Source organism: Streptomyces sp. NPDC089799, assembly GCF_040684755.1.
Classification (GTDB): domain Bacteria; phylum Actinomycetota; class Actinomycetes; order Streptomycetales; family Streptomycetaceae; genus Streptomyces.
In genome coordinates, this window is sequence record NZ_JBFBGR010000002.1 from 130611 (window position 1) to 147387 (window position 16777).

Annotated in this window: 13 protein-coding genes; 8 read left to right on the forward strand and 5 right to left on the reverse strand. The window is 73.1% G+C overall.

Annotated features, from left to right (window positions below; genetic code table 11):
* Positions 1-19: 19 nt before the first annotated feature.
* Positions 20-1858 (forward strand): AMP-dependent synthetase/ligase, encoded by a 1839-nt coding sequence (locus AB0O36_RS02290; RefSeq protein WP_365102827.1) that lies wholly within the window; start codon positions 20-22, stop codon positions 1856-1858.
* A 54-nt stretch (positions 1859-1912) separates the two neighbouring features.
* Here the strand turns inward: AB0O36_RS02290 and AB0O36_RS02295 are convergent, their stop codons facing one another.
* Positions 1913-2944, reverse strand: a complete 1032-nt coding sequence (locus AB0O36_RS02295; protein WP_365102830.1) for an NAD(P)-dependent alcohol dehydrogenase — start codon at positions 2942-2944, stop codon at positions 1913-1915.
* A 113-nt stretch (positions 2945-3057) separates the two neighbouring features.
* On the opposite strand from AB0O36_RS02295, the gene AB0O36_RS02300 reads away from it, so the two are divergent.
* Positions 3058-3912, forward strand: a complete 855-nt coding sequence (locus AB0O36_RS02300) for a helix-turn-helix domain-containing protein (RefSeq protein ID WP_365102832.1) — start codon at positions 3058-3060, stop codon at positions 3910-3912.
* Here AB0O36_RS02300 and sph read toward each other — a convergent pair.
* Entirely contained in the window at positions 3891-4874 is a 984-nt protein-coding gene (gene sph / locus AB0O36_RS02305) for a sphingomyelin phosphodiesterase (protein WP_365102835.1), read from the reverse strand. The genes AB0O36_RS02300 and sph overlap by 22 nt on opposite strands.
* A 142-nt stretch (positions 4875-5016) precedes the next feature.
* On the opposite strand from sph, the gene AB0O36_RS02310 reads away from it, so the two are divergent.
* Positions 5017-5904, forward strand: a complete 888-nt coding sequence (locus AB0O36_RS02310) for an oxygenase MpaB family protein (RefSeq protein WP_365102838.1) — start codon at positions 5017-5019, stop codon at positions 5902-5904.
* 42 nt (positions 5905-5946) lie between these two features.
* Here the strand turns inward: AB0O36_RS02310 and AB0O36_RS02315 are convergent, their stop codons facing one another.
* On the reverse strand, positions 5947-7518 hold the full coding sequence (locus AB0O36_RS02315) for a M1 family metallopeptidase (protein WP_365103264.1): 1572 nt from the start codon (positions 7516-7518) through the stop codon (positions 5947-5949).
* 238 nt (positions 7519-7756) lie between these two features.
* On the opposite strand from AB0O36_RS02315, the gene AB0O36_RS02320 reads away from it, so the two are divergent.
* The 4 genes from AB0O36_RS02320 (at position 7757) to AB0O36_RS02335 (ending at position 12830) form a co-directional block, all read left to right on the forward strand.
* Complete coding sequence (locus tag AB0O36_RS02320) at positions 7757-8287, forward strand: NUDIX hydrolase (RefSeq protein WP_365102841.1); 531 nt, start codon at positions 7757-7759, stop codon at positions 8285-8287.
* Positions 8288-8386: 99 nt separating this feature from the next.
* Positions 8387-9244, forward strand: a complete 858-nt coding sequence (locus tag AB0O36_RS02325; protein ID WP_365102844.1) for a hypothetical protein — start codon at positions 8387-8389, stop codon at positions 9242-9244.
* 187 nt (positions 9245-9431) lie between these two features.
* On the forward strand, positions 9432-11903 hold the full coding sequence (locus tag AB0O36_RS02330) for a Tex family protein (protein ID WP_365102847.1): 2472 nt from the start codon (positions 9432-9434) through the stop codon (positions 11901-11903).
* Between the two features lie 123 nt (positions 11904-12026).
* Positions 12027-12830 carry an SDR family NAD(P)-dependent oxidoreductase gene (locus AB0O36_RS02335; protein ID WP_365102850.1) on the forward strand — a complete coding sequence of 268 codons (804 nt, stop codon included), beginning with the start codon at positions 12027-12029 and terminating at the stop codon, positions 12828-12830.
* 45 nt (positions 12831-12875) lie between these two features.
* Here AB0O36_RS02335 and AB0O36_RS02340 read toward each other — a convergent pair whose 3' ends face one another.
* Both AB0O36_RS02340 and AB0O36_RS02345 read right to left on the reverse strand, forming a co-directional pair.
* Positions 12876-13292, reverse strand: coding sequence for a hypothetical protein (locus tag AB0O36_RS02340; RefSeq protein ID WP_365102853.1), 417 nt, complete (start codon positions 13290-13292; stop codon positions 12876-12878).
* A 687-nt stretch (positions 13293-13979) separates the two neighbouring features.
* Positions 13980-15617: an ABC-F family ATP-binding cassette domain-containing protein gene (locus tag AB0O36_RS02345; RefSeq protein ID WP_365102856.1), complete on the reverse strand. Its 1638-nt coding sequence runs from the start codon at positions 15615-15617 to the stop codon at positions 13980-13982.
* A 107-nt stretch (positions 15618-15724) separates the two neighbouring features.
* Between AB0O36_RS02345 and AB0O36_RS02350 the strand changes: the two genes are divergently transcribed.
* A complete protein-coding gene (locus AB0O36_RS02350; protein WP_365102859.1) occupies positions 15725-16702 on the forward strand; it encodes a GlxA family transcriptional regulator in 978 nt (325 codons plus the stop codon).
* The last annotated feature ends 75 nt before the right edge of the window (positions 16703-16777 follow it).

Below are 16777 nucleotides of genomic sequence, written 5' to 3' on the forward strand. Positions count from 1 at the left end.
AAACGGCCAGGAGCTGCCCATGACGACGAACCTGCGACTGCCCGCCCCCGCCGACGCGCTCACCCTGCCCGCCCTGCTCGCCCGGAACGCCGCCGAACACCCCGAACTGCCCGCCCTGTCCTGGCGTAGCGGCGCCGACGGCGGGTGGGAGACCCTCACCTGGTCCGAGGTCCGCCGGAAGGTCGCCGTCCTCGCCGCCGGATACGCCGCCCTGGGCGTGGAACGCGGCGAGCACGTGCTCATGATGATGGGCAACCGGCCCGAGCACTGGCTCACCGACCTCGCCCTGGTCCACCTGGGCGCCGTCCCCGTCACCGTCTACGGCACCTCCGCCCCCGAGCAGATCGCCCACATCGCCCGGCACAGCCGGGCCCGCCTCGCCGTCGTCGAGGGCGCCCGCGAACTGCCCCGCTGGGAACCGCTGCTGGCCGACTCCGGCGCACGGCTGGAGCGGCTGGTGGTGGTCGAGGCCGAGGAAGCCGGCGGCCACGGCACGTACGCCTCCCTGTACGCGAGCGGGGTCCGGCTGCACAGCCCGGACGCCTTCGAGAAGTCCTGGCAGGAGGCCCGGCCGGAGGACGCGCTCACCGTCGTCTACACCTCCGGCACCACCGGCGACCCCAAGGGCGTACGGCTCACCCACCGGAACATCGTGCTCCAGGCCGTCCGGCTGGACCGGAACACCGACCTGCCCGAGCACGCCGAGCACATCAGCTACCTGCCGCTGGCCCACATCGCCGAACGCATCCTCGGCGTCTACCTCCCGCTGCTGCGCGCCGCGCACGTCCGGTTGTGCGCCGACCCCACCGCCGTCGCCGCGGCCGTACGCGAGCTGCGGCCCGTCCAGTTCTTCGGCGTGCCCAGGGTCTGGGAGAAGCTCGCGGCCTCGGTACGGGCCGTCCTGGCGAAACTCCCCGAGGACCAGCGGGCCGCCATCGGCGCCGCCAACGACCTGGCCCGCACCCGGGCCGCCCACCACGAGCGCGGCGAGGAGGTCCCGGAGGCGACGGCCGCCGCCTACGCCCGGGCCAAGGAGCGCGTGCTCGACCCGCTGCTGACCCTGGCCGGGCTGGACCGGCTGCTCTGGACGGCCAGTGCCACCGCGCCGATGCCGATCGACGTGACCCGCTTCTGGGCCGGCTGGGGCATCACCATCATGGACGCGTGGGGGCTCACCGAGACCTCCGGCGTCTGCACCGTCAACAGTCCGGGCGCCTTCCGGCTCGGCTCGGTGGGCCGCCCCATCGAGGGCCTGGAGCTGCGGATCGCCGAAGACGGGGAGATCTTCACCCGGGGCGCCACCGTCTTCGACGGCTACCTCCAGCCGGACGGCTCGGTGGTGAGCGCGGGCGACGCCGAGGGCTGGTTCCCCACCGGGGACATCGGACGGCTGGACGAGGACGGATTCCTCTGGCTGACCGACCGCAAGAAGGAACTCATCATCACCTCCACCGGCAAGAACGTGGCGCCGGCCCTGGTGGAGAACACCGTCAAGGAACACCCCCTGATCGGCCAGGCCCTCGTGCACGGCGACGGCCGCTCCTACCTGGTCGCGCTCCTCGTCCTGGACCCGGAGCTGGCCCCCGCCTGGGCGGCCGCCCACGGCATCGAGGACACCGCACTCGAGGCCCTGGCCGGGCACCCCCTGGTGCGGGAGGAGATCGCCCGCGCCGTCGCGGCCGCGAACGCCCGCCTGAACCGCACCGAGCAGATCAAGAAGTACCGCGTGCTCACCGGGGAATGGGGTCCGGAGACCGGCGAACTGACCCCCTCCCTCAAACTCCGCCGACGGGTGGTCCGCGCCCGCCACGCCGATCTCATCGACGGCATGTACGACCAGGACGCACCCGCTTCCTGACCTCCGCCGGTGACCGCGCCCGGCCCCGGGCCGGCCCCGGGTTCATCCTCGGGCTCAGTCGCCGATCCGGATGACGACCTTGCCGAAGGGGGCGTCCGAGGCATAGCCGCGGTAGGCCGCGTGGGCTTCGTCGAAGGAGTGCACGCGGCCGATCACCGGACGGAGGCCGTGCGTGGTGATCGCCCGGTTCATCGCCTCGAAGCGGTCACGGCTGCCGACGAACTCGCGGCGGATCGTGGCCAGGCTGTTCGCGTACGCCTCGTTCGAGATCTCGATGCCCGACCGGCCGCCCCCGGCGGTGATCAGCAGGGCGATCTGGCCGTACAGGGCGCTCGCCCGCACCGACTGCTCGATGGTCGCCGGGCCGCCGGTCTCCACCACCAGGTCGGCGCCCCGGCCGTCCGTCAGTTCCTTCACCCGCGCGCCCCATTCGGGCTCGCGCACGTAGTCGACGACGCTCTCGGCGCCCAGCTGCTTGAGCCGCTCGGCCTTGTCCGCGCCGCCCGAGGTGGTCGCCACGACCCGGCAGCCGAGCATGGTGGCGAACTGCACCGCGAACAGGGCCACCGGGCCGGTGCCCAGGGTGAGCACCGTCTGCCCCGGCAGCAGCGGAGCACCGCCGGTCAGCGCGCTCCACGCGGTCACCGCCGCGCAGGGCAGGGTGGCAGCCTCCTCCCAGGACAGGTGGGCGGGGACGGCCACCGCCCATTCCTCGTCCAGTACGGCGTACTCGGCGAGCATCCCGTCCAGCGTGCAGCCGGGCTGGTCGACGGCCTCCGGGGTGATCGGGCCGGTGCGCCAGCGCGGGAAGTAGGCGCAGGCCACCCGGTCGCCCACCGCGAAGCGGGTCACCGCGTCCCCGACGGCGACGACCTCCCCGGCACCGTCGCTGAGGGCGACCACCCCCGGCACGCCGGGCAGCGGGTAGGACCGGTCCAGGATCATCAGGTCACGCCGGTTGAGGGAAGCGGCCCGTACGGCGACCACGATGCCGGTGGGCCCGGCGGGCTCGGGCACCCGCGGCCCGCGGTCACCGAGCACGATCCCCTCGATGTCGCCGAACGATTCCAGACGGTACGCACGCATCACGGCCTCCAGGTGGTTTTCTGCGGTGCCACCGATGCTCGGGTCCCGGTGTGCGCCCGGCAATTCCCTGCGGGGAATCGCGGGGTCCGCCCGGCGGCCGTTAGAAAGGGGCCATGGCCACGACCACACCCTCGCCGTTCGCCCGGGAGATGCGCCGCCGACGGACCCTGCGGCGGATGAGCCAGCTGGAGCTCGCCACCGGCGCCGGCACCACCCAGCGGCACGTCAGCTTCATCGAGAGCGGCCGCTCCGTCCCCGGCCGGGCCATGGTGGTCCGGCTGGCCGAATCCCTCGGCCTGAGCCTGCGGGAACGCAACTCCCTTCTTCTGTCGGCCGGTTACGCACCCGCGTACGCCGAGTCCGCGCCGGACGCCGAGGCCGTCGAACCGGTCATGACGGCCCTGTGCTCCATCCTCACCGGACACCTGCCCTATCCGGCGGTGGCCGTCGGCCGGCACGGGAACCTGGTGCTCGCCAACGACGCGTTCGGTCTGCTCACCGAGGGTGCGGCCGCGCACCTCCTGGAGCCTCCGGTGAACGTGCTGCGGCTCGCCCTGCACCCGCAGGGCATGGCACCGCGGGTGGCGAACCTGGCGGTGTGGGGACGGCACATCACGGCCAACCTGCGCACCCGCGCCGCCGCCCACCCCGACCCCGAACTCGACTCGCTCATCGCCGAATTGACCGGCTACCTGCCGCCCGAACCCCCGACCGGCCCGGACCACGTGGGCTTCGCCGCACCCCTGCGGCTGCGCACCGGGGACGGCGAACTGCGGCTGCTCACCACCCTGACCTCCTTCGCCACGGCCGTCGACGTCACCCTGGCCGAACTCCACCTGGAGGCCTTCCTGCCCGCCGACGCAGCCACCGCGGCCCTCCTCCACCACCGCGCGGGCACCCGCCCCCCGGGTGCCCGCGCGACGGGCCCGCGCACGGCGGCGTCGGATCAGCGGCCGATCACCGGGTAGTGGTCGCTGAGGTTCGAGTACGTGTAGGACTTGCCCCAGCTGGAGACCGTCCAGGGGGCCGACTGCTCCTTGACCACGGTGTTCTCCCAGCCGGCCGGGCGGGCGTGGCCGGCGCGGTGCAGCACGTAGTCCAGGTCCTCGCGGGGGTCCGTGGGGTAGCGGTCCTTCGCGATGGAGTTGTCCGCGGTGTCGAACGAGTAGGTGTGGCCGGTGCGGGAGTCCGCGGCGGCCAGGCCCGCGTCCGCGAGCATGGTGCCGTACTCCGGTGTGCGGGAGTCGACGTTCATGTCGCCCGCGACGATGACCTGCTCGTTCGCCGGGATGTTCTTGGCGTCGAGGAAGGCGTCGATGTTCTTGAACTGGCGGCTGCGCATCTGGGCCGCCTCGCCGGCGCCGCAGCCCGGGTCGGTGGACTGGGCGTGGGTGCCGACCACGTGGACCCTGGCGCCGTTGACGTTCAGCACCACGTACGCGAAGCCCTTGTTGGACCACCAGTCCGCGCCGCACGCGTCCTTGTAGACGTACTGCTCCTTGCGGACGATCGGCCACTTGCTGAGGATCGTCACCCCGCCGTCCTCGGGGGTGGTGGCGGAGTACGCGCCCCCGGTGGCGTCCCAGCCGTTCTTGCTCCGGCCGACCACCGGCGTCTGGTACGGGTACTGCGCGGCCGAGTTCGCCTTCAGCGCGTCGGAGGCGGAGTTGTCGAACGCCTCCTGGAGGACGACCACGTCGTGGCCCTGGTAGAAGGAGGTCTTCGGTATCTCCGCGGCCCGGTGGTCCTGGCCCCAGTTCGGGTACAGGTTCTTGCTCATCAGGAAGACGTTGTACGTGAGGACGCTGAGGTCCGGGGTCGCGGCGGGCTCTGCGGCGGCCGGGGTGGTGCCGGCGGCCAGGGCGGCGGTGGCGACGGCCGCGACGGCCGTGGCGGCGGCCCGGTTGCGGAACTGCTCGGTGAGCGGCATGCGGTCTCCATCATTCCTGTGGGGAAGATCGACCGCGCCATCAAAGCAGCCGCAGTTACCTCCGGGTAACACCCGTGCACCGGGAATCTTGACGCGCCATGGCCATACTGGAGGAGTGAAGATCGAACGGGGGAGGGCACGCATGGGAGACGGTCGCGAGGGGAATCCCGGACCCGGCCGGAAGGACCCCGAGCCGCCACCGCCGGGCGGCGTGCTCTGGACGCTCTCCGGTGACGTCCGGCAGCTGCTCATGCTCCCCGCGGCCTTCACCATGCAGGTGGCGCACCCGGCGATCGGCGCCGGGGTCGACGAGTACTCGGTCTTCCGCACCGACCCGTGGGGGCGCGGGGAACGCTCGATCCGGTCCGTCCAGCTCTGGGTGTACGGCGGCGAGGGGGCGGCCGAGGAGGGCCGCCGGGTCCGCCGGCTGCACAAGGACATCCAGGGCACCGACACCCGCGGCCGCCGCTACCACTCGCTCGACCCGGCCTGCTACTCCTGGGTGCACGCCACCGGCTACCCCGTGTACGCGCACGCCGCCCGCTACCTCTACCGCCCCTTCACCCCGGCCCAGGAACGGCAGCTCTACCGCGAATGGCTCCAGGTCGGCCGCATCCTCGGCATCCGCGACCGGGACATGCCGCAGACCATCGAGGAGTTCGGGCCCTACTACCGGCGGATGCTCGCGGAGGAGATCGAGAACACCAAGGTGGCGCGGGAACTCCTCGCCACCGACGTCCCCCTGCCGCGCCCCACGGGCGGGCCGCTGCCGCTGCGGGTGCTGACCCGCCTGGCCTGGCCCCTGCTGCGCGCACTGTTCCTGCGCTTCCGCGCCTTCGTCACCGTCGGCTACATGCCGCCCGAGGCACGGGCCGCCATCGGCCTGGAATGGACGGACGCCCAGGAGCGCCGGCTCCGCCGGTTCAGCTTCGCCGTACGGCACCTCGTACCGCTGCTGCCGGAACGGTGGCGGTACCTGCCGCTCGCCCGCGAGGCCCGTGCGCGGTGGCGCGCCGCCACCGCCCGCTGAGGGGCGGGTGGCGGCGCACCACCTCCGTACCTGCCCGTACGGTCAGTGGCCGTGCCCGTCACGGCCGGCCGGGCCGGCGTGGCCGTCGTGGTCGTGCACGGTGTTCGTCGCGGCGATCTTCTTCCACGACTTGGGCTCGGCGGCGGGCCGGGCCAGGGCCGCGTTCGAGCGCCCCGCGGGCGTCCCGGCGGCCTTCGGCGTCTTGGCGCCCTTCGCGACCGGGCCGGCGGCCGGCTTGCCCGCGGTGTACAGCCAGGTGTCGAACAGCGCGCCGAGCTTCTTGCCGGAGATCGACTCCGCGTACCGCACGAAGTCGGCCACCTTGGCGTTCCCGTACTTCCGCTCGGTCGGCCAGCCCTTGAGGATCGCGAAGAACTTCTGGTCCCCGACCTCGTTCCGCAGCGCCTGCAGGGCGACCGCGCCCCGGTCGTACACGGCCAGGTCGAACTGCTTGTCCGCCCCCGGGTCACCCGGCTTGACCTGCCAGAACGGGTCCTCGGCCGGGCGGCTGGCGTACACCCAGTCGGCGAGCTCCTGCGCGGTGCCCTCGCCCTCCTTCTCCGACCACAGCCACTGGCTGTAGCGGGCGAAGCCCTCGTTGACCCAGATGTCCTTCCAGTTGTCCACCGACACGCTGTCGCCGTACCACTGGTGGGCGAGCTCGTGGACGACCACCGACACGTTCGCACCGTTCGCGAACTGGCGCGGGCTGTAGAACGGCCGGGTCTGCGTCTCCAGCGCGTAGCCGCTGGTCACGTTGGGTACGTAGCCGCCCAGCGCGTTGAACGGGTACGGCCCGAACACGCCCTCCAGCCACTCCGCGACCTCACCGGTCCGCTCGATGCTGGCGCGCGCCGCGCCGTCGTTGTCGCCCAGGTCCTTGCTGTAGGCGTTGAGGATCGGCAGGCCGTTCGCCGTCTTGTCGGTGGTGATGTCGAACTTGCCGATGGCGAGCGTGGCCAGGTACGTGGCCTGGGGCTTGTTGGACCGCCAGTTGTAGCGGGTCCAGCCCAGCTTCGAACTCTGCGACTGCAGCACACCGTTGCTGATCGCCTGGGTGCCGTCCGGGACGCTGACCGAGACGTCGAAGGTGGCCTTGTCGAGCGGGTGGTCGTTGCTGGGGAACCACCAGACGGCGGAATCCGGCTCCTGCGCGGCCACCCCGCCGTCCGGCGTGCGGTGCCAGGCGGTCCAGCCGTCCACCTTCAGCTCCGAGGGCTTCCCGGCGTACTTCACCACGACCGTCACCGGCCTGTCCTTGGCGAGCGGTGTCGCCGGGGTCACCTCCAGCTCGTGCGACCCGGAGGCGGCGAACTTCGCCTTGGCGCCGTTGACCCGGACCTCGCTCACCTTGAGCCCGAAGTCCAGGTTGAAGCGGGACAGGTCCTGCTTGGCGGTGGCCAGCAGGGTGGCGGTCCCCTCCAACAGGTCCGTCTTCGGCTCGTACTTCAGCCGGAGGTCGTAGTGCGACACGTCGTATCCGCCGTTGCCGCTGGCCGGGTAGTAGGTGTCGCCGAGTCCCGGCGCGCCCGGACCGGCACTCGCCGCCGACGCCGGGATCACCAGCAGAAGGGAGGCGGCGAGCACGCTCGGGGCGATGACTTTGCGGTGCACGAAGAGCTCCAAGGGGTAGGGGGCGCTGTTCCGTTCGACCGTATTCACCGCCCGCGCCCCAGGTCATGTCCATGGCCGCAGCTGTCACACGACTGCCACGCGCCAGAAATGTCCGGGATGCTGCGGTCGTGATTGAACACCCGTCCCAGTGGGCACACAGGTCCTTCCGGGCATCTCCGCAGGGTCGTTCCGCGGCCCGGTGGGGTGTCCCGAGCCGGTGGTGCTCGTTGGTCCGGGCATGACGATCAAGAAGCCGCCGGGCGGGACGGCCGGAACCTGGCTGCCGCCGGAGGAGTTCGCCGAGACGCTGCCGAAGGCGTCCGCCTTCGGGTGCATGTTCTTCACCGACGAGTACGAACGGCCGGTCCAGCTCAGGGCGGTGTACTCGGAGACCCATCCCTGGCAGCGGCCGGGCGGCTGCATGGACCCGGGGGAGCGGCCCTGGGAGACCGCATTGCGCGAGTGCCGCGAGGAGACCGGCATCGTGTACGAGGGGCCGCGGCGGCTGCTGGCCGCGGTGTTCGGCCTGCCGGGGAAGACCTGGCCGCTGAGCACCGTCGGGTTCGTGTTCGACGGCGGCCGGCTCACCGGCAGGCAGCTGCGGGGCATCGTGCTGAACCCGGAGGAACACGACGAGGTGCGGGCGCTGCCGCAGGAGGACTGGAGCCCGCTGATGCCCCCGCGCGACTTCGCCCGGCTGGAGGCCGTGATGCAGGCCAGGAGGGACGGGAGCACCGCCTACTTCGACTGCTGGGACTGGGGGGAGTGACACCCGGGCGCGTGGTGCGTCCCGCGCTGCCGGGACGCTTCAACCCGCTTGTGTCGGGCGGGGCTTCACGGCCGACTAAGCAGTCGGTAACCTGCGCCCATGACTGTTGATCCGCGAGCCGCCCGCCGTGTCTGGCACGGTGCCATCAACCCGATGCACTCCACCGTCTACTTCTCGCCGGACGCCGTCACCGCGTTCGGCGACCTCGGCATCACCGACCGCCTCGCGCAGAACCTGGCCTCCCGCTCCGCGGCCATGGGCGCGGTCGGCGCCGGCACCGTCGCCGCGGCCTTCTACAACTACCGCTACGACCTCATGGCCCAGCACCTTCCGGCCGTCTGGGACACCGCCACTCCCGCACAGGTCCTCGCCGCCCGCCTGAGCGCGGCCGACGCCACCCTGCGGCGGCTGCTCGGCCCCGAGGCCCTCGCCTCCGCCGAGATGGCCGAGGCCGCCGAACTCGCCCTGCGGGCCGCCGAGGGCTGCACCCGGCACGGCCGCGTCCTCTACTCCGCCCACGCCGACCTGCCCGTGCCCGAGGAAGCCCACCTGAGGCTCTGGCACGCCACCACCCTGCTCCGCGAGCACCGCGGCGACGGCCACCTCACCGCCCTGCTCACCGTCGGGCTCGACCCGCTGGAGGCCCTGGTCAGCCACAGCGCCACCGGCAAGGGCTTCTCCCTCAAGTGGGTCAAGGCCACCCGGGGCTGGGAGCAGGAGGACATCGAGGCCGCGGTCGGCCGGCTGCGCGAGCGCGGCGTCCTCGACGAGTCCGGCGGACTGACCGTGGCCGGCAAGGAGCTCCGCGAGGAGCTGGAGGTGCAGACCGACCGGCTCGACGCCGCCCCGTACGCGCACCTCGGCGCGGCCGGCCTGGAACGCCTGGGCGAACTCGGCGGCGCCTTCGTGATGGCCGCGTTCACCGCCGGCGCCTACCCCGCCGACCTGTTCGGCTAGGTCCGGCCCCCGTCCGGCAAGGCCCGGCACCCGTCCGGCTGGGCCCGGCCCCCGACCGCCAAGCCCCGACCCCCGTCCGGCAGGGTCTGACCGGGCCCGACCCACCCGGGGGCGGGGCGTCCCCCGTCCGTCGGTGCCACCTGCCACAATTGACGGCCTCAGGCACAGACGAAGGCGGGACCGAGACGTGACCACGTCCATCGAAGGCAGGATCGCCGAGGAACTCGGCGTACGGGAGCGGCAGGTCAAGGCCGCCGTCGAGCTGCTCGACGGCGGCTCCACCGTTCCGTTCATCGCGCGCTACCGCAAGGAAGCGACCGAGATGCTCGACGACGCCCAGCTGCGCACCCTCGAGGAGCGGCTGCGTTACCTGCGCGAGCTGGAGGACCGGCGCGCGTCGATCCTGGACTCCGTACGGGAGCAGGGCAAGCTCGACGCCGAGCTGGAGGCCCGGATCAACGCGGCCGACACCAAGGCGCGGCTGGAGGACATCTACCTCCCCTTCAAGCCCAAGCGGCGCACCAAGGCGCAGATCGCCCGCGAGGCCGGCCTGGAGCCGCTCGCCGACGGACTGCTCGCCGACCCGTCCGTGGAGCCGGTGGCCGCGGCGGCCGCGTTCGTCGACGCCGACAAGGGGGTCGCCGACCCGGCCGCCGCCCTCGAAGGCGCCCGCGCCATCCTCACCGAGCGGTTCGGCGAGGACGCCGACCTGATCGGCGAGCTCCGCGAACGCATGTGGGGCCGCGGCCGGCTCGCCGCGAAGGTCCGCGAGGGCAAGGAGGAGGCCGGCGCCAAGTTCGCCGACTACTTCGACTTCGCCGAGCCCTTCACCGCCCTCCCCTCGCACCGGGTGCTCGCCATGCTGCGCGGCGAGAAGGAGGACGTGCTCGACCTGACGCTGGAGCCGGAGGAGCCCGAAGCGGCAGCCGTCCCCGGCCCGTCCGGCTACGAGGGCATGATCGCCCACCGCTTCGGCGTCGCCGGGCGAGGCCGGCCCGGCGACAAGTGGCTCGCCGACACGGTCCGCTGGGCCTGGCGCACGAAGATCCAGGTGCACCTGGGCATCGACCTGCGGATGCGGCTCCGCCAGGCCGCCGAGGACGAAGCGGTCCGGGTCTTCGCCGCCAACCTGCGCGACCTGCTGCTGGCCGCCCCCGCCGGCACCCGCGCCACCCTCGGCCTCGACCCCGGCTTCCGTACCGGCGTCAAGGTCGCCGTGGTCGACGCCACCGGCAAGGTGGTGGCCACCGACACGATCTACCCGCACGTGCCCGCCAACAAGTGGGACGCGTCCCTGGCCACCCTCGCCCGGCTCGCCAAGGAGCACGCCGTGGAGCTGGTGGCGATCGGCAACGGCACGGCCTCCCGCGAGACCGACAAGCTGGCCGCCGACCTGATCGCCCGGCACCCGGAGCTGGGGCTCACCAAGGTGATGGTCTCGGAGGCCGGCGCCTCCGTGTACTCGGCCTCCGCCTTCGCCTCCCAGGAACTCCCCGGACTGGACGTGTCCCTGCGCGGCGCCGTCTCCATCGCCCGCCGGCTCCAGGACCCGCTCGCCGAACTGGTCAAGATCGACCCCAAGTCGATCGGTGTCGGCCAGTACCAGCACGACCTGTCCGAGGTGAAGCTGTCCCGCTCCCTCGACGCCGTGGTCGAGGACTGCGTCAACGGCGTGGGCGTCGACGTCAACACCGCCTCCGCGCCGCTGCTCGCGCGCGTCTCCGGCATCAGCGGCGGACTCGCCGAGAACATCGTGGCGCACCGCGACACCAACGGCCCGTTCCGCAGCCGCAAGTCCCTCAAGGACGTGGCCCGGCTCGGCCCCAAGGCGTACGAGCAGTGCGCCGGCTTCCTCCGGATCCGCGGCGGCGACGACCCGCTGGACGGATCCAGCGTGCACCCGGAGGCGTACCCGCTGGTCCGGGCCATGGGGAAGAAGTCGGGCGGCGAGGTCGCCGCGCTGATCGGCAACACGGCGGTGCTGCGCTCGCTGCGCCCCGAGGACTTCGTCACGGACTCCTTCGGTCTGCCGACCGTCAGCGACATCCTGCGCGAGCTGGAGAAGCCGGGCCGCGACCCGCGCCCCGCGTTCAAGACGGCCACCTTCAAGGAGGGCGTGGAGAAGATCGGCGACCTGGCCGCCGGGATGATCCTGGAGGGCGTGGTCACCAACGTGGCCGCGTTCGGCGCCTTCGTCGACATCGGCGTCCACCAGGACGGCCTGGTGCACGTGTCGGCCATGTCGAAGACCTTCGTCAAGGACCCGCGGGACGTGGTCAAGCCCGGCGACATCGTCCGGGTGAAGGTGATGGACGTCGACATCCCGCGCAAGCGGATCTCGCTCACGCTCCGGCTGGACGACGAGGCGGACGGCACGGGCACCGGCGGCGGGCAGAAGCCGCGCCAGGACCGCCAGGACCGGCAGTCGCGCCCCGAGGGCCAGGGGCAGGGCCAAGGCCAGGGCCAGGCCCGTCGCGGTGGCGGCGGCCGCCCGCCGCAGCAGCGCGGCAACGGCGGCGGCAGCGGCGGCAAGGGGAACGGCGGCGGCAACGGCGGCGGCCGGTCCCGGGACACCGCCCCGGCCCCGGTGAACAGCGCGATGGCCGACGCCCTCCGGCGGGCCGGTCTGACCGGCGGCGGGGACCGCAAGCGCGGCTGACGGATGGCCGGATCGGGCCCCCGCCCCCGGAACTCCTTTGCTCCGGGGGACCAAGATCGGTAGTCATGGCGTATGCCCGTCCGCCGTCCGGCGGACGGGCCCACGCCAGGAAGTGACGCTGCCTTGACCACCGTTCTGATCACCGGCGCCAGCGCCGGACTCGGTGCCGCCTTCGCCCGCGGCTTCGCCGCGAAGGGATGCGACCTGATCCTGGTCGCCCGGGACACCGGCCGGCTGGAGGACCTCGCCGGGGAACTGGCCGCCGCCCACGGCACCGCCTCCGAGGTCCTGACCGCCGACCTGCTCGACCCCGCACAGTGCGCCACGGTCGCCGCCCGCCTCGCCGACCCGGACCGCCCGGTCGACGTCCTGGTCAACAACGCCGGCTTCGGGCTCCCCGCCCCGTTCCCGTACAGCCCGGTCGAGGACGAGGAGCGGATGCTCGACCTGCTGGTCAAGGTCCCGCTGAAGCTCACCCACACGCTCGTCCCCGGCCTGCGCGAGCGCCGCCGGGGCGCCGTCCTGAACGTCTCCTCGGTCGCCGGCCTCCTCCCCACCGGCACCTACGGCGCGGCCAAGGCGTGGATCACGGCCTTCAGCGAATCCCTCCGCGTCGACCTGGCCCCGTACGGCGTCCGGGTCCTGGCCGTCGTTCCGGGCTTCACCCGGACCGAGTTCCAGGAGCGCGCCGGCATGGACGTCAGCGCGCTCCCCGACTCCGTCTGGCTGGACGCCGACGCGGTGGTCGCCCGCGCCCTGAAGGACCTGGCCCTGCGCCGCCCGCTGAGCATCACCGGCAGGCGCTACAAGGCGTACGCCCTGGCCGCCCGCCACCTCCCGCGCGGCTTCGTCGCCCGCAGGATGGCCCGCGACCGCCGTCCGCCGGCGTCGGCCCCGGCGCACCGGGCGCAGGACGTGGCGGACTGATGCGGCCCCGCCCCCGGAGCGGTCCGGGGACGGGAGGAGCAGAGGTCAAGGGGCGAGCAACTCGGCCTGGAGGAACGGCACTCCCGCGAGCGCGAACGAGGCGGCGTCCGTTCCGGTGTTCTGGGACGCCGTGAGGGTGATGACGTCGCCCGCGCTCAGCCGGACGATCAGGGATACGTCCTGCGAGAACCCGCTTGCGCTCGGGTGCTGATTGTCAAAGGCGAGGTAGCCGGTGCCGCGCTTGAGGTTGAGAGTGAAGGCACTCCCCTCGGCGGGATCGAAGGCCCAGAACAGCCTCCCCTGGAGGAGGTAGCGCCCGGGAGTCTTGATGACCAGGCTCGATGTCGTGGGATCGAAGATCGCGTCGGTGTCGTACTGGGCGGTGTCGAACAGGACCTGGGTCTCGACGCCGCTCGGGATCACCTGGTCCGTGGAGGAGAAGACGGACGCGCCGACGTGCACCGAGTCCCCGGCCGGACCTGTCGGCCCCGTGGAGCCGGGCTGACCTGCCGGACCGGTAGGGCCCGTGGGTCCTGGCTGACCCCCGGATCCCGCGGGCCCCGTGGCTCCTGTCGGTCCGGCCTGTCCCGTGGCTCCTGTGGGTCCGGCCTGTCCGGTGGCTCCTGTGGGTCCGGCCTGCCCCTCGGGTCCCGTGGGCCCTGCGGCCCCGGTCGGCCCCGTGGGTCCGGTGGGTCCCGCCGTCCCGGCAGGGCCGGTAGGTCCGGTCGGACCCGCCGGTCCCACCCGGCACTTGTCCTTGTCGCCGCCGCCCCGCACGCCCTCCCGGGGGGACTGGGGCCTTTTGCCCCGCCCGTCCTCGCACCGGTCGCCGCCGCCCTCCAAGGGGGCCGCCACGGCCGTCCGGCCGTGCGTGCCGGCCCCGACCGCCACGGCAGGACCGGCCACGGCGCTCGCCAGGACCAGCGCCAGCGAGGTGATCGCTCCCCCGGCCATCCATCTGCCGCGACGCGGCAGCGGGCCCAGCCGTGATCTCTGCCCGGACTCAGGACTCATGTCTGCTCCTCACTCCTCGCCCCGATCGGCCGGGGCGAACCCGAGGGGAGTGTGGCCCGGCAGCCAGCCGCAGGCAGGGACGCGCAGCTCGAACACGTCATTCGTCATACAGGCGGAGCAATGGGTGGCAACCCGCTACAGCTCGGTGACCTTGCCGTCCGCGACGGCCAGGCGGCGGGTGGTGTGGAGGGTGTCGAGCATGCGGCGGTCGTGGGTGACCAGCAGCAGGGTGCCCTCGTAGGACTCCAGGGCCGATTCCAGCTGCTCGATCGCCGGCAGGTCGAGGTGGTTGGTGGGCTCGTCGAGGACCAGCAGGTTCACGCCGCGGCCCTGGAGCAGGGCCAGGGCGGCGCGGGTGCGTTCGCCCGGGGAGAGGGTGGCGGCCGGACGGAGGACGTGCGCGGCCTTCAGGCCGAACTTGGCCAGCAGGGTGCGGACATCGGCCGGCTCGGTGTCCGGGACGGCCGCGCAGAACGCGTCCAGGAGGGATTCCTCGCCGAGGAACAGGCCGCGGGCCTGGTCGACTTCGCCCACCAGCACGCCCGAGCCGAGGACGGCCGACCCGGAGTCCAGTTCGAGCCGGCCCAGCAGGGCGGCCAGCAGGGTGGACTTGCCCGAGCCGTTGGCCCCGGTGATCGCGACCCGGTCCGCCCAGTCGATCTGCAGGCTCACCGGGCCGAACCGGAAGCCCCCGCGCAGCACTTCGGCATCCCGCAGGGTGGCCACCACCGAGCCGGAGCGCGGCGCCGCAGCGATCTCCATGCGCAGCTCCCACTCCTTGCGGGGCTCGTCGACCACTTCCAGGCGTTCGATGGCCCGCTGGGTCTGCCGCGCCTTGGCGGCCTGCTTCTCGCTCGCCTCCGAGCGGAGCTTCCGGCCGATCTTGTCGTTGTCGGTGCTCTTGCGGCGGGCGTTGCGGACGCCCTTGTCCATCCAGTTCCGCTGCATCTGGGCGCGGCCTTCCAGGGCCGAGCGCTTGTCGGCGTACTCCTCGTACTCCTCACGGGCGTGCCGGCGCGCGGTCGCCCGCTCCTCCAGGTACGACTCGTAGCCGCCGCCGAAGAGGTTCACCTGCTGCTGGGCCAGGTCGAGTTCGAGGACCTTGGTGACCGTGCGGGCGAGGAACTCGCGGTCGTGGCTGATGACCACGGTGCCCGCGCGAAGCCCCTTCACGAACCGCTCCAGCCGGTCCAGGCCGTCCAGGTCCAGGTCGTTGGTGGGCTCGTCGAGCAGGAAGACGTCGTACCGGGAGAGGAGCAGGGAGGCGAGTCCGGCGCGGGCGGCCTGCCCGCCGGAGAGCGCGGTCATCGGCAGGTCGAGGCTCACGGCGAGGCCGAGCTCGTCGGCGGTCTCCTGCGCCCGGTCGTCCAGGTCCGCGCCGCCCAGGTTCAGCCAGCGGTCGAGCGCCACCGCGTACGCGTCGTCGGCCCCCGCCACCCCGTCCACCAGGCCCTGCGTGGCCGAGTCCAGGTCCGCCTGGGCGGCCGAGACACCGGTCCGCCGGGCCAGGAACTCGCGGACCGTCTCGCCGGGACGGCGCTCCGGCTCCTGCGGCAGGTGGCCGACGGCGGCGGTCGGCGGGGACAGCCGGAGCTCCCCCTGCTCGGGGGTGTCCAGGCCGGCCAGCAGCCGGAGCAGGGTGGACTTCCCGGCGCCGTTGACGCCGACCAGGCCGATGACGTCCCCGGGGGCGACGACGAGGTCGAGCCCGGAGAAGAGGGAGCGCTCACCGTGACCGGCGGCGAGGTCCTTGGCGACGAGGGTTGCAGTCATGATCTGACGATCCTAGGCGGTTCCGGCACCCCGGCCGGGCCGCGTATGGCAGGAAAGGTGGGATGCCCGTCATTGCAGACACCGGGAGGGCCCCACAGGATGGAGTCATGTCGCTGCGAAACGTGCTGGTCCTCCTCTACGACGGGGTGCAGAGCCTGGACGTCACCGGACCGGTGGAGGTCTTCGCGGGGGTCGCCCGGTTCCCGCAGACGGACGGCGGCTACCGCATCCGTACGGTCTCGCCGGGCGGCGGACCGGTCCGCACCAACAGCGGGCTGTGCCTCGTCCCGGACGGCGCCCTGGAGGACGTACCGGCAGGGGAGGTGGGGGAGGGCACCGTCCTGCTGGTGCCCGGAGGGGAGTGCACGGGCGACGGCGCACCCGCGCTGACCGGCTGGCTCCGCACGCACGGGGGTCGTGCGGGCCGGCTCGTGTCCGTCTGCACCGGCGGGATGCTGCTCGCCGAGGCCGGGCTGCTCGACGGCCACCGGGCCACCACCCACTGGGCCGCGTGCGAGCGGATGGCCCGGGACCACCCCGCGGTCACGGTCGAGCCGGACCCCATCTTCGTCCGGGACGGCAAGGTGTGCACCAGCGCCGGGGTCACGGCCGGCATCGACCTGGCGCTCGCCCTGGTGGAGGAGGACTTCGGCCGGGACGTCGCCCTGACCATCGCCCGGCACCTGGTGGTGTTCCTGCGCCGGCCGGGCAACCAGGCGCAGTTCAGCGCCCAGCTGTCGGCGCAGACCGCACGCCGCGAACCGCTGCGGGACGTCCAGCAGTGGATAGCCGAGCACCCCGGGGCGGACCTCAGCGTGGAGGCGCTGGCCGCCAGGGCACGGCTCTCGCCGCGCCACTTCGCCCGAGCCTTCCAGGAGGAGACCGGAGTCACCCCGGGCCGGTACGTCGAGCGGGTGCGGGTCGAGCACGCGCGCCGGCTGCTGGAGGAGACCCGGGAGGGCGTGGCGCAGGTCGCGCGGACCTCCGGCTACGGCACCCCCGAGGCGCTGCGACGGGCCTTCGTCCGCACCCTGGGCCAGCCCCCGGCCGAGTACCGCCGCAGGTTCGGCCCGGAAAGCACCTGACCCGGGCCACCGGGTAAGCGCCACCCACCGAGTACACGTCACTCACCGGCACGCGCCACCGTCCCGCTCACCGGG

Bases quoted from the DNA above. Each gene is read 5' to 3' on its own strand.
- AB0O36_RS02290 (WP_365102827.1), top strand. From the start codon at position 20: ATGACGACGAACCTGCGACTGCCCGCCCCCGCCGACGCGCTCACCCTG.
- AB0O36_RS02295 (WP_365102830.1), bottom strand. From the start codon at position 2,944: ATGCGTGCGTACCGTCTGGAATCGTTCGGCGACATCGAGGGGATCGTG.
- AB0O36_RS02300 (WP_365102832.1), top strand. From the start codon at position 3,058: ATGGCCACGACCACACCCTCGCCGTTCGCCCGGGAGATGCGCCGCCGA.
- sph (WP_365102835.1), bottom strand. From the start codon at position 4,874: ATGCCGCTCACCGAGCAGTTCCGCAACCGGGCCGCCGCCACGGCCGTC.
- AB0O36_RS02310 (WP_365102838.1), top strand. From the start codon at position 5,017: ATGGGAGACGGTCGCGAGGGGAATCCCGGACCCGGCCGGAAGGACCCC.
- AB0O36_RS02320 (WP_365102841.1), top strand. From the start codon at position 7,757: ATGACGATCAAGAAGCCGCCGGGCGGGACGGCCGGAACCTGGCTGCCG.
- AB0O36_RS02325 (WP_365102844.1), top strand. From the start codon at position 8,387: ATGACTGTTGATCCGCGAGCCGCCCGCCGTGTCTGGCACGGTGCCATC.
- AB0O36_RS02345 (WP_365102856.1), bottom strand. From the start codon at position 15,617: ATGACTGCAACCCTCGTCGCCAAGGACCTCGCCGCCGGTCACGGTGAG.
- AB0O36_RS02350 (WP_365102859.1), top strand. From the start codon at position 15,725: ATGTCGCTGCGAAACGTGCTGGTCCTCCTCTACGACGGGGTGCAGAGC.